At 68.4% G+C, this 14,197-nt stretch carries 14 protein-coding genes; 4 read left to right on the top strand and 10 right to left on the bottom strand.

Translation table 11 applies throughout. The features are described 5' to 3' along the window. Positions 1 to 14: 14 nt before the first annotated feature. The 9 genes from ACLD02_RS10400 to arsC form a co-directional block, all read right to left on the bottom strand. Complete coding sequence (locus ACLD02_RS10400; protein ID WP_410298651.1) at positions 15 to 1,349, bottom strand: DUF58 domain-containing protein; 1,335 nt, start codon at positions 1,347 to 1,349, stop codon at positions 15 to 17. A gap of 37 nt (positions 1,350 to 1,386) precedes the next feature. Continuing rightward, positions 1,387 to 2,355, bottom strand: coding sequence for an AAA family ATPase (locus tag ACLD02_RS10395; RefSeq protein ID WP_410298650.1), 969 nt, complete (start codon positions 2,353 to 2,355; stop codon positions 1,387 to 1,389). Then, positions 2,352 to 3,593 (bottom strand): DUF4350 domain-containing protein, encoded by a 1,242-nt coding sequence (locus tag ACLD02_RS10390; protein ID WP_410298649.1) that lies wholly within the window; start codon positions 3,591 to 3,593, stop codon positions 2,352 to 2,354. The genes ACLD02_RS10395 and ACLD02_RS10390 overlap by 4 nt, the downstream gene beginning before the upstream one ends. Next, positions 3,590 to 5,152, bottom strand: coding sequence for a DUF4129 domain-containing protein (locus ACLD02_RS10385; protein ID WP_410298648.1), 1,563 nt, complete (start codon positions 5,150 to 5,152; stop codon positions 3,590 to 3,592). The genes ACLD02_RS10390 and ACLD02_RS10385 overlap by 4 nt, the downstream gene beginning before the upstream one ends. Further along, positions 5,139 to 6,107 (bottom strand): stage II sporulation protein M, encoded by a 969-nt coding sequence (locus ACLD02_RS10380; RefSeq protein ID WP_410298647.1) that lies wholly within the window; start codon positions 6,105 to 6,107, stop codon positions 5,139 to 5,141. Before ACLD02_RS10380 ends, ACLD02_RS10385 begins: the two co-directional genes overlap by 14 nt. Further along, positions 6,104 to 6,796, bottom strand: a complete 693-nt coding sequence (locus ACLD02_RS10375; RefSeq protein ID WP_410298646.1) for an RDD family protein — start codon at positions 6,794 to 6,796, stop codon at positions 6,104 to 6,106. Before ACLD02_RS10375 ends, ACLD02_RS10380 begins: the two co-directional genes overlap by 4 nt. Continuing rightward, the gene (locus tag ACLD02_RS10370; RefSeq protein WP_410298645.1) at positions 6,786 to 7,127 is read right to left on the bottom strand and encodes a DUF2069 domain-containing protein; all 342 of its coding nucleotides are present in this window, start codon (positions 7,125 to 7,127) and stop codon (positions 6,786 to 6,788) included. Before ACLD02_RS10370 ends, ACLD02_RS10375 begins: the two co-directional genes overlap by 11 nt. 85 nt (positions 7,128 to 7,212) lie before the next feature. Then, positions 7,213 to 7,830, bottom strand: a complete 618-nt coding sequence (gene wrbA, locus ACLD02_RS10365; protein WP_203100346.1) for an NAD(P)H:quinone oxidoreductase — start codon at positions 7,828 to 7,830, stop codon at positions 7,213 to 7,215. Then, entirely contained in the window at positions 7,827 to 8,228 is a 402-nt protein-coding gene (gene arsC / locus ACLD02_RS10360; RefSeq protein WP_338015157.1) for an arsenate reductase (glutaredoxin), read from the bottom strand. The genes wrbA and arsC overlap by 4 nt, the downstream gene beginning before the upstream one ends. A 171-nt stretch (positions 8,229 to 8,399) precedes the next feature. On the opposite strand from arsC, the gene ACLD02_RS10355 reads away from it, so the two are divergent. From ACLD02_RS10355 to ACLD02_RS10345, 3 genes are read left to right on the top strand one after another with little or no spacing between them, the layout of a single operon-like run. Continuing rightward, complete coding sequence (locus ACLD02_RS10355; RefSeq protein ID WP_203100344.1) at positions 8,400 to 9,719, top strand: YihY family inner membrane protein; 1,320 nt, start codon at positions 8,400 to 8,402, stop codon at positions 9,717 to 9,719. Beyond that, positions 9,709 to 9,993 (top strand): acylphosphatase, encoded by a 285-nt coding sequence (locus tag ACLD02_RS10350; protein WP_203100340.1) that lies wholly within the window; start codon positions 9,709 to 9,711, stop codon positions 9,991 to 9,993. The genes ACLD02_RS10355 and ACLD02_RS10350 overlap by 11 nt, the downstream gene beginning before the upstream one ends. A 3-nt stretch (positions 9,994 to 9,996) precedes the next feature. After that, the gene (locus ACLD02_RS10345) at positions 9,997 to 10,875 is read left to right on the top strand and encodes an alpha/beta fold hydrolase (protein WP_203100338.1); all 879 of its coding nucleotides are present in this window, start codon (positions 9,997 to 9,999) and stop codon (positions 10,873 to 10,875) included. A gap of 101 nt (positions 10,876 to 10,976) precedes the next feature. Here ACLD02_RS10345 and ACLD02_RS10340 read toward each other — a convergent pair whose 3' ends face one another. Further along, on the bottom strand, positions 10,977 to 12,275 hold the full coding sequence (locus ACLD02_RS10340; protein WP_410298644.1) for an APC family permease: 1,299 nt from the start codon (positions 12,273 to 12,275) through the stop codon (positions 10,977 to 10,979). Positions 12,276 to 12,549: 274 nt separating this feature from the next. Here ACLD02_RS10340 and ACLD02_RS10335 point away from each other — a divergent pair, with 274 nt between their 5' ends. Next, positions 12,550 to 14,061 (top strand): fumarate hydratase, encoded by a 1,512-nt coding sequence (locus ACLD02_RS10335; RefSeq protein ID WP_410298643.1) that lies wholly within the window; start codon positions 12,550 to 12,552, stop codon positions 14,059 to 14,061. Positions 14,062 to 14,197: the final 136 nt, after the last annotated feature.

Genomic DNA, 14,197 nt, shown 5'->3' with positions numbered 1-14,197 from the left:
CGATCCGGCGGCGTTTACAGGCGCCCGGCCCGTTTCAACTGCTGATAGGCCTGCCCCAAACGCTCCGCCAGGGTGGCCGGGGTGGCGGCCACCAGGTGGGCGCCGGCGTGGCGCAGGCGGATGTGCAGGTCGCGGCGTTCCTGGTGCTCACGGGCATCGGCGGCGAGGCGCAGAGCGTCGTCCAGATCGTCGACCTCGGTGCGCCGCAGGGCTTCCTGCTCGGGCAGCGCCATGTCCGCCACCATCACCAGGTGACGCTGGCCCAGCAGGCGCACGGCGGTGAGCAGGTCGTCGCCGTCCTCCGGTTGCACGCGGCTGATGATCACCACCAGGGAGCGGCGCGGCCAGCGGCCATGGAAATGCCGGGCGGCCTGGCTGAAATCGCTGGCCCGGTCCGCCGGGTGCACGTCGTAGAATCCCTGCAGCAGGTTCTGGATGCCGTGCTGGCCGTGCACCGGGTCGAGCCAGCGCGGCTGCTCCGCGGAGAACAGCATGGCGCCGGCCCGGTCACCCTGGCGCAGCGCCGACCAGGCCAGCAGCAGGGCGGCGTTAAGGCCATGGTCGAAGGCGGTCAGCCCGCCCACCGGCAGGGCCATGCGGCGGCCGCCGTCGAGCAACACCCACACGGTCTGGTTCTGCTCGTCCTGAAAATGGCGGGTGATCAGCCGGCGGCGCCGGGCGGTGGCTTTCCAGTCGATGCGGCGCGGGCTGTCGCCGGGCTGGTAGTCGCGCAGCTCATGGAATTCCAGGCCCTCGCCCTGGCGCGGTTGCACCCGGGTACCGAACCGGTTGCGGCTTTTGTCCACCGCCAGGGCGGCCCGGGAGATCGGCGAGAAATCCGGATAGACCGGCACCCGGCGCTCGGCGTCGATGCGGCGGCGACCTTCCCACAGGCGCCGGGGGGAGGGCAGCCACAGTTCGATGGGGCCGAAGGTCACCGGCCCCCGGCGGCTGGGCCGGTACGGATAGGTCACCGCCACCCGCTCATGGCCCGGGGTCAGCGTCAGGGTGCGTGGCAGGCCGGTGTCGGTGTCGTCGGCGGGATGGTGGTCGGCCACCAGCCAGCGTTCCGCCACGCCGCCGGTGTCCAGGGTCAGGGTCACGGCGTGCGGCACGCCCACCGCCAGGGCCGCCGGCAGGCGCCGCTCGGCCCGGGGCGTGGGGCGCCGGCGCAGCCGCCGCAGATCGTCCAGAGCCCAGAACACCACCAGGCCGCCGAGCAGCGCCCAGGCCAGCAGCGCCGGCATCGCCAGCGCTGGCGCCCAGGCCCGCGCCAGCAACGGTAGCGCGCCCAGCGCCGCCCAGCCGAGCAGCGCCTGGATCAGCCGCGTGCCCGGCCTTACCGGCATGGGGCCTCCGGCGCTGGTGTGATCGGTGGGGGGGCGATCATTGGCGCGGGGCCTCCACCTGCTCGAGGAGCTGTTCGAGCACCGATTCCACGGTCTGGCCTTCGATGTCGGCGTCCACGCCCAGGCGCAGGCGGTGGCGCAGTACCGGCGGTGCCACCTGTTTGACGTCGTCGGGGATCACGTAGTCGCGGCCGGCCAGCAGCGCCTGGGTCTTGGCGGTGCGCGCCAGGGCGATGCTGGCGCGCGGGCCGCCGCCCTGGATCAGGCTGGGGTGTTCCCGGGTGGCGCGCACCAGGCGCAGGATGTAGTCGATGATGGCGCGGTCCAGGATGATCGCCTCCGCCTGGTGGGCCAGGGCGAGAATGCCTTCCGCGTTGGTCACCCGGGTCAGTTGCTCGGCGTCCAGGCTGTCCGGCAGGCTGCCGTCGAGCACCATTTCCACCATGCGGGTTTCGTCTTCCAGTTCCGGGTAGTCGATCAGAATCTTGAACAGGAAGCGGTCCAGCTCCGCCTCGGGCAGCGGGTAGGTGCCCTCCTGGTCGAGTGGGTTCTGGGTGGCCAGCACCACGAACGGCGGGTCGAGCTCGAAGGTCTCGCCTTCGATGGTGATCTGGCGTTCCTGCATCACCTCCAGCAGCGCCGCCTGGGTCTTGGCCGGCGCCCGGTTGATCTCGTCGGCGAGCAGCAGGTTGGTGAAGGCGGGGCCCTTGCGTACCCGGAAATCGCCGGTCTGGCTGTCGAACAGCACATGGCCGGTGACGTCCGAGGGCATCAGGTCCGGGGTGAACTGAATGCGCTGGAAGTCCAGCTCCAGCACCCGGGCCAGGCTGCGCGCCAGCAGGGTCTTGCCGAGCCCCGGCACGCCCTCGATGAGCACGTGGCCGCCGGTGATCAGCGCCAGCATGACCTGGCGGGTCACCGCTGGCTGGCCGATCAGCACCTGGTTGAGCTGGTCTTCGATGCGGCCGGCCAGTTCGGTGGCTTCTTCGATGGTTCGCGGTGTCATAGACGGCTCCTGATCCGTTGCAATACCGCCACCTGGCGGGTCCAGCCCGGGCGGTCCTTGAGCGCCGGCCCGAGGGCGGCACGCAATTCGTTCTCGTTCATCGCCAGCCGCTCGGCGGCCAGCGCCAGGGCCCGATCCGGGTCCGGGTGCAGCAAGGCCAGCCGGCGCCGGGCGGCGTCGCGCAGCGGTGCCAGCAGAGCTTCGCCCTGGCCGGTGCGCCAGTAAAAGTGCCCCAGGGCGCGCAGGTGGCCCAGGTAGTCGGTGGTGTCCCGGGCCGACGGTTGCCACAGCGGCCCCGGGCGCGGCAGGCGCCGCCACAGCCACAGGGTCAGGGCCAGCACCAGGGCCAGTATTGGCGGCCAGGCGTGCTCCCACAGCCACAGCGGTAGCGGCGGCATGTCGATGCCCTGCACGAACCACACCGGCCCGTCGCCGGTCAGGTGGCGCAGCAGCCAGGCGTGGTCGAAGTAGAGCAGGTGGTCGTTGTCCCACGGGTCCAGGCCGGCGAGCACGGTGACCACGCCGGCGCCGTGGGTCAGGGTGATCAGCTTGAGGCCCTGGTCATTTTCGGCGAGCACCGCCATGCGGGTGTTATCGGCGCCAGCGTATCGCAGCACCAGATTATTGAGGATCTGCAGCCGCCGGAGAGTGCCGTCGAAGTCCCGGGTCAGCGCCGGCGCCACGGTCTCCGGAATCTCGCAGGTGAGCCGCTCGCACTGGCGCTGCATCTCTTCGTCGTCGCTGTCCAGGCAGTATTCCAGGAACAGGCTTTCCATGGGCTGGAAGCGGTCGAGGAGGGTGGCCATGGGGTCATCGTCATCGTCGTCTTCGTCGGGCAGCCGCCGGGCGTGCACGCCGACGCCTTCCAGCAGTGGATCGGCGCGGTCGCGGTCCTCGTCCTGGTCGCCGTACACCGGTCGTGCCGCTACGATCAGGGTGCCGCCGGCGGCGACCCAGTCGAGCAACGCCTGGATACGGTCGCGGCCCAGATCGCCCCGGTATTCGTCCAGGATCAGGGTGGTGTCCGTGGCCGGCAGCGGGAACAGCGCGCGGGTGCTGAACACCCGGCGGCTGGGCCGTTGCCAGCGGTCCAGCAGGGTGCGCGCGGCCAGGTACGGGTCGCGGGCGGCGGCTTCGGCGTGGGCCGGCGCCATGTAGCGCACCGGCTCGGTGGCCCAGTAATAGCCGGCCACCAGACCCGCCACCAGCAGCAGGAACAGGATCAGCCAGCGCTTCATGACGGTGCCCTCCCGGCCAGGGCCGGGCGCAGCGCGCCCCAGCGGTCGCGCAGCGCGTTCACCTGTTGCCGGTCACTGGGCCGGTGCGCCCAGGCGGTGCGGGTCCAGGCGTTGATCAGGTCCGACAGCCAGGCCACCACCGGCTCGTCGCCGAGCAGCCGCTGGTAGGCGCGCAGGCAATCCTGTTCGGTGGCGCCGGCGGTGAGCGGCGTGGGGTGGCGTTGGAACAGGGTGATCAGGCCGTCGCGCAGCAGCAGGGCCAGGGCCGCGCGGACGTCGCCGCGCGCCAGTTCCTCGTCCAGGGCCCGGTTGAGGTCGGCGGGCAGGCTGTCGGCGCGGGTGTCCAGGCCGGCCACGCTCACCGGCATGTCCGGGCCGCGCCGGCGCCGGCCGGCGGCGCCGGGCAGGCGCTGCAGGATCAGCGCCAGAATCACGCCCAGCACCACCACCAGCAGCAGGTAGCCCATGCCTTCCACCACCGCGTCGGGGATCGACAGGGGGGCATCACGGTCGCTGTTGTCCCGGTCCCGGTCGAGCAGTTTCTTGAGCAGGTCCTGCCACCAGCTACGGTCTTCATTGTCGTCGTCGCGCAGGGATTCGCGCAGGCGTCGGGTCTCTCGTTCCTCGAACGGCATGAAGGTGTCCGAGGCGAGCAGGTCCAGGGCTTGTTGTTTGGGGGTAGCGTCATCGGTGCTGGCGCTTTCGGCGGCATCCCGCTTCAGTCGCGATTCGGGCTGGCTGGCCTGCGCTTCCGCTGGATGCGGCGCGGCACTGAACAGGGCCAGCAGCACCAGCAGGGCGGCGCCGCCGCGCCCGGCGCGCCGGCGCCGTTCGCCGATACGGGTCAGGCCCAGCTGCAAATCCCAGCCTTCCAGCCAGGTGCGCTGGTTCAGATAGAGCGCGAAGGAGGTGGCCACGTAGAGCGGCTCGGTGACCATCAATACCAGGTACCAGGCCAGGTTGGCGAATGCCCACTGCAGCCGGCTCTGTTCCTGGAACCAGACGCTGAATTCCAGGTTGAACTGCCAGGGCACAAGGGTCATCGCCAGCATGATCAACGCCACCGTCATCAGGTGCTCCAGGGTGAGCAGGGTGAGCGTCAGGGTGCCGGCGCGCTGGCTGGGTGGGCGCAGCAGCACGGAAATGCGCCCGCCCACCTTGTCGCCCTTGCTGCCTTCCAGTTGCCAGACGCCGGTCAGGAAGCCGCGCAGCGGGCTCAGTCGCCGCCAGGTGAGTTGGGCGGCCAGGCCGTTGAGCCCGTAACTCCGGAAGGTGCGCAGCAGGGTCCAGGGGCTTGGGTAATCGCCGAACAGGGCGCGGCTGTAGAACGCCAGCAAGGGGCGCTCCCACAGCGGCTTGAGCCACCAGAACACAAACATCGGCCAGAGGCTGCGGGTGGCGGCGCCGTAGCCGGCCAGCAGCGCGAACGGCAAGGCGGTGAACACCAGCCACACCAGGGCGCCCTGGCGCCACCAGCGCCGGTACAAGCGGGTGCCGAAGTCCACCGCCTGCCAGCAGGAGCGGGGCGCCAGACGGGCGTTGATCCTATTCAGGTCCATGGCGCCTCCCGGCCAGGAACAGGTACAGCATCAACAGGCCCCAGCAGGCCGCGCCGACGCTGTACTTGATCTGGGGCGCCAGCTCCCGGGACGACCAGAACGCCTCGATAAAGGCGGCGATCACCAGCAGCACGAACACGCCGTACATCACCGGCAGACATTCGCCGGCGGCCCGGCGCAGGGCGTCCACCCGGCTCCAGGAGCCCGGTGCCAGCACCGACCAGCCCAGCCGCAGGCCGCAGCCGCCGGCCAGCATGATGGCGGTGAGTTCCGGGGCGCCGTGGGCGATCACGAAGGTGAAGAACGGCTGCGAGGCCCCGACCAGGCTCAGGTGGGCGGCGGCGGCGCCGAAGAAGCTGCCGTTGAACAGCATCGCCAGCAGGGCGCCCACGCCCAGCAGCAGGCCGCCGGCGAAAGTGCGGAAGGCGATGCCGATGTTGTTGTAGATGTAGTAGCCGAACATCATCACGTCGTCGGCGTGGTCGCGGTCGCCGGTGTCGCGCAGGTCCGGGTGGTACATTTCTTCCAGGTCGGCGACCTGGTCCGGGCCCACCACCGTGTGCACCAGCTCCGGGTCGTGCTGGATCAAGCCCCACACCAGCAGCGCCGAGAGCACGAACGCCAGGGTGCTGACCAGATGCCAGCGCCACTGGCGCCGCACCGCCTGGGGAAAGCCGCGCGCGAAGAACGCGGCCAGCCGGGGCAGCAGCGGCGCCCGGTGGCGGTAAAGCTGGCGGTGGGCGCGCAGCATCAGGTCGTTGAGATCGTTCTGCAGCGTCAGGCTATAGCCGCGCTCGCGGGCCAGGGCCAACTGGTGGCACAGGCTCTGATAGTCGGCGGCGAACGAGGCCAGGTTGTCCGCCGGCGGCCGGCCCATGCCTTCCAGGCCCTTGAGGGTGACTTCCAGGCGCTCCCAGAGCGGCCGGTAGCGGTATTCGAACTGGCTTTGTCTCATGGCTGGCCCCCGTCCGGGGCGCCCAGCACATGGCGGGCCACCCGGCGCAGTTTTTCCAGGGCGGCGGCGGGCGGTTGTTCCGGGAACGCCAGCCGCGCCAGTTCTTCCTGGCGCTGGCGGGACAGGCCCGGCGCCCGCTCGCTGAAGGCCAGCAGCACCAACTGGTCGTCGCGACTCAAGGGCCAGTCCGGCGCTTCGCTGCCCTCGCCGGGTTCCGGTCGCGCCCGGGCCGGTGGCGGCACATGGATCACCACGGTGTCGGCGGCCAGATCGCCGAGCCGTTGCAGGCGCGGTGAAATCAGCATCACCACGAAACCGGTCAGGTAGGCGATCGGGAACAGGTCGGCGGTGCGCAGCAGGTTGCGCACCAGGCTGCCGTTGAGCGTCAGGGGGGCGCCGTTGCCGTGCACCACCGCCAGCTTCATGGCCCGCTTACCCGGCGTGCGGCCCTGCCAGAGCATCTCGAAGAACACCGGGTAGAACCATTCCAGCAGGAACATCAGCACCAGGTAGGCACCGTAGCCGTGGCCGCCCATCAGCATCAGCGGGATCGACACCAGGAACAGGATCAGCCCACGCAGGGCCAGGTCCAGGCCATAGGCCAGGGCGCGTGGAATCGGCCCGGCCAGGGACAGGCTCAGCCGTGCTCCCTCCGGGGTATCGATATGAAGCTGGTCGTCAATCCGCACGGGGGCCCCGCCGGATCAACTGCATGGCGGAGAGGAACAGAACCACGGTCAATGAAAGCTGGACGATGGCCAGGGTGCGCTGCGGCGGCGGATTGAGGCACTGGATCACGTAGCCGCAGAAGTAGAACAGCAGCAGGAAACACAGCCAGGTGAGCGAGCGCGGGTGCAGGGTGAGCGGCGCCACCATCAATAACAGCAGCGGCAGGTACAGTACCAGGGCCATGATTACCGAGGCGGCCACCGGGGCATTGGGCGGCGCGAACCAGAACTGCGCGGCCACGCCGAGCACCAACAGCAGCACGTAGCAAGCGCGTAATATGAAGTCCAGCATCTTTGTCCTTGTGCTCCCCCGGGTTTCTTCAGCCGCGATGCCCCGGCGCGATGCGGCACTGCCGGCATCGCGGCCGAAGCCGCCGCTACGGGCGTTTTTCCCCGTTAAGGGGGTGGCTCAATTTTCTGGCGGTGTGCGCCAATCGTTTTCCCAATGCCCGGGCAATGGCGTTCTCGTCGTCGCTGGTGGCGCTGTCGCCACGCTCGCCGGCCACGTGGCTGGGACCATAGGGCGTGCCGCCGCCGGTGGTGGTCATCAGCGCGGGCTCCGAGTAGGGCACGCCGGTGAGCAGCATGCCGTGGTGCAGCAGCGGCAGCATCATCGACAACAGAGTACTTTCCTGGCCGCCGTGCAGGCTGCCGGTGGAGGTGAACACCCCGGCCGGGCGACCGATCAGCGCGCCGCCCATCCACAGGTCGCTGCTCTGATCCAGGAAATACTTGAGCGGCGCGGCCATGTTGCCGAACCGGGTCGGCGAGCCCAACGCCAGGCCGGCGCAGCCGGCCAGGTCGTCCAGGGTGGCGTAGGGCGCGCCGCTGTCCGGCACCGGTGCCGCCGTCGCTTCGTGGTTGGCGGACACCGGCGCCACCGTGCGCAGGCGCGCCTCCAGGCCGCCGGCTTCCACGCCCCGGGCCACCTGGCGGGCCAGATTGGCCACCGAGCCGGCGCGGCTGTAATACAGCACGAGAATGTAGTCGCTCATGGCGCCTTCTTATCGATGAATTCCCGGACATTTTCCGGTGGCCGCCCCAGTACGGCCCGGTCGCCCTTGACGACCACGGGACGTTCCAGCAATTTCGGATAACGTGCAATGGCCTGGATCACTGTTTCGTCATCGGCGTCCGGCGTCAGGCCGGCTTCCCGGTATTCCGCTTCCTTGGCGCGCACCAGGTCATGGGCGCGCGCCAGGCCCAGCTTGCCGACCAGGCCGCGCACCGTGTCCGCGTCCGGTGGCGTTTCCAGGTACTTGATGACCTCCGGTTCGATGCCGTGTTCCTGCAACAGAGACAGCGTCTGGCGGGATTTCGAGCAACGCGGATTGTGGTAGATGGTGTACTGTGCCATTGGAGCAATGCCGTTGATGGATTGGATGCGGGGCATTGTACGGTACGCATCGCGCCGGTTGTAGGAGCGGCTTTAGGCGCGATCATCGGCGCGTCGTTATCGTCCGCCGCCGGTAGCGCGGCTAAAGCCGCTCCCACGGTGGGTTTCGCGGCGGGTTCGCGGTGAGTCGCCGTATCGAAGTGGATCAACGAATTTTTAAGGAAACCAGTGAGCGAGAACAACGAGGCGGCGAAAACAGACGAAGCGCCGGTGATTCCGTTCCGCGCCCGGGCGGCGTCGGTGTGGGCGTTTCTCAAGTTATTGCGGCGGCAATTCGTGGAAGACGGCTGCCAGTCAAGCGCGGCGGCGCTGACCTACACCACGCTGTTCGCCATCGTGCCGATCATGACGGTGACGTTCGCGGTGATCGCCGCCATTCCCTCGCTCAACGAGCGTGGTCTGGCGGTTCAGAAATGGGCGTTCGAATATTTCGTGCCGTCCGCCGGCAACCAGATTCTGGGTTACCTGGCTACCTTCTCCCGGCAGGCCACCAACCTGACCGGGGTGGGCGTGGTGTTTCTGGTGGTCACCGCGGTGCTGATGCTGCGCACCATCGAGCAGACGCTGAACCGGATCTGGCATATCCGCGAGCCGCGCAAGGGGCTCACCAGTCTGATGATGTACTGGGCGGTGCTGTCCCTGGGCCCGCTGCTGCTGGGCGCGGGCCTGGGCATCTCTTCCTACCTGACCTCGGTGTCACTGATCAGTGACACCGTGGCTTACCTGGGCGGGGTGCGGTTGTGGTTGTCGGTGCTGCCGTTCTTCTTCACCTTCGCCATGCTGGCGCTGCTTTACATCCTGGTGCCGAACACCTCGGTGCCGGTGCGCCAGGGGTTGATCGGCGCCGCCGTGGCGGCGCTGCTGTTCGAGCTGGCCAAGGCCGCCTTCGCGCAGTTCATCAAGCACGCGCCCAACTACCAGGTGGTGTACGGCGCCTTCGCGGCGGTGCCGCTGTTCCTGTTGTGGATTTATATTTCCTGGATACTGGTGCTGCTCGGCGCCGAGCTGGTGCGCGCCCTGGTGGTGTTCCAGGAACACCGCCGTCGGGTACCCGGCACCCAGGCATTGCTGCGCCTGCTGCGGGTGTTCTGGGAGCGCCAGCGCCACGGGCGCATACTGCGCAGTACCGAGGTACGCAAGGTGATGCACGAGTCCGGCGTCACCCACTGGGATGAGTTCCGTAACCTGCTTCAGGACCGTCGCCTGATCCGGCGTACCGAGGAGGGTGGCTACGTGCTGATCCGCGATTTGCGCCGGCTGACGCTGTCGCAGCTGGTGGCGATGATGCCCTGGCCGGCGGATCAGCAATTGCGCGTCAACGCCGACGGTAAGGAACCCTGGGAGGCAACGCTCAAACAGCACTGCGACGCCGCCCGCAAGGGGCTGCACCAGCCCCTGGATTTCGACCTGGAGAGCCTTTTCGAGAACCGGGTGGACGATGACAACGACAAAAACAACGAACGGGATGAAAAAGAAGATGAACAATAAATCCGAGATTGCCCGACAAGTTACCGTCAGAGGCCGTGTTCAGGGTGTGTACTATCGGGCCTCCACCCAGCAGCGGGCCCGGCATCTGGGCATCGCCGGCTGGGTGCGCAACCTGCCCGACGGCCGCGTGGAAGCCTGGCTGGAGGGCGGCGACGAGGCGGTGGAGACGCTCATCGCCTGGATGCGCGAGGGCCCGGAAGGGGCCGATGTCACCGGGCTGTGCGTCAGCGAGACCGAACTCCGCCGTTACACGGATTTCGATATTGGCGTCTGATTTATGAAGCAAGTGGAACTGGTCAACGGCCATCTGCGCTTTCCGGCGCTGCTCGCCGGTGACGGCGAGCCGGTGATTCTGCTGCACGGCTTTCCCGACTGCCACGACAACTGGGCCGGCATCATGGCGCGGCTGGCGGACGCCGGCTACACCGGCGTGGCCCCGGCGTTGCGTGGCTACGCGCCGTCCTGCCAGCCGGGCAGCGGCGATTACTCCCTGCACGCCGCCGTGGACGACCTGCTGGTGTTCGCCAACCAGCTCGGCGGTCGCGTGCACCTGATTGGCCACGATTGGGGCGCCGCCGTGGGCTACCTGGCCTGCGCGCGCTACCCGGAGGCGTTCTGCACCTTCAATGCCCTGGCCATTCCACCGCTCAAGCGCCTGCCCAAGGCCCTGCTCAAGGTGCCCGAGCAGATCAAACTGAGTGGCTACATGCAGTTCTTCCAGTTGCCGGTGGCGCCGGAGGCCTGGCTCAAACGCGATGACCTGGCCGGCGTGGAGCGGCTGTGGCGGCGCTGGTCGCCGGACTGGGAACCCGGTGAGCACCTGGAGAACGCCCGGCGCACCCTGGCGGAACCCGGGGTGTTGCCCGCCGCCCTGGGCTGGTACCGGCACCTGATCCGCCTGTGGCGCCGGCAACAGCGCGAGGCCCAGGAGTGGCTGTCCCTGGACGTGACGGTGCCGACCCAGGTGCTGATGGGCGAGCGTGACGGCTGCATGAGCCCGCGATTACTGGATTACACCATCAACACCGACGACTTCCCCGCCGGCCTGTACGTGGAGCGGGTGGAAGACGCCGGGCACTTCCTGCACCTGGAGCGGCCGGACGCGGTGGCCGATCTGCTGGTGCGCCACCTTAAGCGTGGGGAGTGCCTGGTCTGATCCGGGCGGATCGCGGCTACGTAGCTGCTCCGACACAAGCTACGCAGCCGCGTAGGAGCGACTTCAGTCGCGATAACTCCCCCCCAGGGCGGCGCTCCGCTTCAGGCGCGATAGGCCCGGCGTCCACGCCGGGCCACCAGAACCGCTTCCAACACCGCCGCCACCAGATAGAACCCACCCAGCCACGCCAGCCCCTCCGGGTCCTCGCGCCCGGTGTGCACCAGCAGAATCACCAGGCTGGCGGCGGCCAGCAACGCCCCGGCCAGGGGTACCCAGCGGTTCAGCCCGATGTCCCGGTGCTGCTTGAGCGCCGCCAGGTTCACCGCCGTGAAAATGATCAGGAAGGTGGCGCTGGCGAAGGTGGAGATCACCGCCAGTGGCGCCCCCAGGGTGAACAGCAGCGCCAGCCCGGTGAGCACCAGCAGCGCCACCCAGGGCACCGGCCGGGTGCGTTCGCGCAGGGAAAACACTTGGGGCAGGGCGTGCTCGCGGGCCATCACCATGGCCAGCCGGGCGGCGCCGAACAGGGTGGCGTTGATCGCCGAGGCGGTGGACAGCAGCGCCGCCAGCCCGATCAGCACGAAGCCGGCCTGGCCGAGGGTGGGGCGCGCCGCCACCGCCAGCACGTACTCCTGATCCTGCTGAATCTGCGTGGCGGTGAGATTGCCCTGGGCGACCACGGCCACCACCACGTACAGAGCGGTGGTGACCAGGATGGCGATCACCAGGGCGCGCTTCAGGTTGCGTTCCGGGTCCTTCATTTCGTCCACCGCGTTGGGGATCAGCTCGAAGCCTTCGTAGGCCACGAAGATCAACGCCATGGCCGCCACCGGCGTGATCAGGCCGCGGTCGAACAGCGGTGTGAAGTGATCCGCCTGCACGGTGCTGAAGCCGACCACGGCGAACAGCGCCAGAATCGCCAGCTTGATCGCCACCACGGCCAGCTCCACGCCGCCGGAGAGTTTGGCGCCGGTGAGGTTGATGCCGAGAAACAGCAGCAGCACGGTGGCGGCGAGCAGGGACGCTACCAGGTGGCCGCCGCCGGCGCCGCTGATCAGGCTGGCGCCGTAGTCGCCGAAGGCGCTGGCGTACAGAGCCAGGGTGCCGACGTAGCCGGCCACCAGTAGCCAGCCGGCGAAGCCGGCCAGGGTGGGGGAGGCGAACGCCTTCTCGATGTAGGTGAAGCTACCGCCGTCGTCCCGGTAGGCGAGGCCCAGGTGGGCGTAGGAGAGGCCGGTGAGCAGGGCGATCACGCCGCCGCCGGCCAGGGTCAGGGCCACCGCGTGGCCAGCGGTGGCGATGGCCAGGCCGAGCACCGCGAAGATGCCGCCGCCGATCATGCCGCCGATGCCGATGGCGGTGACCGCCGCCAGACCCAGTTTGTCGTCGTTGTCGCCCACACCGTTCTCCGCCCTTTGCCAGAGCCGGGATTCTGCCGGGTGCCGGGCAGTGGTGCCAGCGCCAGAGGCGATGATCGCGACTGAAGTCGCTTCTACCGCATCCACAGTAGCCGCTGTAGGAGCGACTTCAGTCGCGATCGACCGCGGTGCCATTTTCATCGCGACTAAAGTCGCTCCTACCGCTCCAGAGGGCGGCTGGGGGGCGTTCCGCTTTAGCCGCGATTGCCGCTGGGCTATAATGCGCGCCCCTCGTTCCAAGCCCAGGAGTACCCCGATGACGGTGATTCGCCAGGACGATCTGATTCAGAGCGTCGCCGACGCCCTGCAGTACATCTCCTACTACCACCCGGTGGATTTCATTCGTGGCGTCAAGGAAGCCTACGAAAAGGAAGAGAGCAAGGCGGCCAAGGACGCCATGGCGCAGATTCTGGTGAACTCGCGCATGTCCGCCATGGGGCATCGCCCGATTTGCCAGGACACCGGCATCGTCACGGTGTTCGCCAAGGTCGGCATGAATGTCACTTTTGAAGGCGACATGTCCTTGGATGACATGATCAACGAGGGCGTGCGCCGCGCCTACAACCATCCGGACAACGTGCTGCGCGCCTCGGTGCTGGCGGACCCGGACGGCAAGCGCGCCAATACCAAGGACAATACACCGGCGGTGATCAATTACTCCATCGTCCCCGGTGACAAGCTGGAAATCGACGTGGCCGCCAAGGGCGGTGGTTCCGAGGCGAAGTCCAAGTTCGCCATGCTCAACCCGTCCGATTCCGTGGTCGACTGGGTGCTCGAGCAGGTACCGAAGATGGGCGCCGGCTGGTGCCCGCCGGGGATGCTCGGCATCGGCATCGGCGGCACCGCCGAGAAGGCCATGCTGCTGGCCAAGGAATCGCTGATGGACCCGATCGACATCCACGAGCTGCAGGCCCGGGGCGCGCAAACCCGCGCCGAGGAACTGCGCCTGGAACTGTACGAGAAGGTCAACGCGTTGGGCATCGGCGCCCAGGGCCTGGGCGGCCTGACCACGGTGCTGGACGTGAAAGTGGCGGATTACCCCACCCACGCCGCCAACAAGCCGGTGGCGATCATCCCCAACTGCGCCGCCACCCGCCACGCTCACTTCGTGCTGGACGGTACCGGCCCGGCGGATCTGAAGGCCCCGGACCTGGAAGAATGGCCGGACATCGCCTGGGGCAACGACGAGGGCGCCAAGCGCGTCAACCTGGACACCGTGACCCCGGAAGAGGTGCGCACCTGGAACCCGGGCGACACCCTGTTGCTGTCCGGCAAGCTGCTCACCGGCCGTGACGCCGCCCACAAGCGCATGGTGGACATGATCGCCAAGGGCGAGGAGCTGCCTGTCGACTTCACCAACCGCTTCATTTACTACGTGGGCCCGGTGGACCCGGTGGGCGACGAAGTGGTGGGCCCGGCCGGCCCGACCACCGCCACCCGCATGGACAAGTTCACCCGCACCATGCTCGAGAAGACCGGCCTGATCGGCATGGTCGGCAAGGCCGAGCGCGGCGACACCGCCATCGAAGCCATCAAGGACAACAAGGCGGTCTACCTGATGGCCGTGGGCGGCGCCGCCTATCTGGTGTCCAAGGCGATCCGCAAATCCCGCGTGGCGGCGTTCGAGGATCTCGGCATGGAAGCCATCTATGAGTTCGAGGTGGAGGACATGCCGGTGACCGTGGCGGTGGATTCCGAAGGCGAGTCCGTGCACAAGACCGGCCCGGTGATCTGGAAGAAGAAAATCGCCGAGAAAACACCGGCCTGACCCGCCCCGGGCAGGGCCGTTCCGCTCCGCTCTCCCGCGCGCCGATGCGCCGCCGGGAGGGCGGAGCGGCCTTCGACTTCATACTCCCCTCATATTTATTTCCCTTCTTCTTTCCTGTCGATTGCGCCACTTCGGT

This window comes from Alloalcanivorax sp. C16-2, assembly GCF_046507615.1.
In the GTDB taxonomy this organism is placed as follows: Bacteria; Pseudomonadota; Gammaproteobacteria; order Pseudomonadales; family Alcanivoracaceae; genus Alloalcanivorax; species Alloalcanivorax marinus_A.
This window is presented reverse-complemented; position numbering and strand designations above follow the sequence as displayed.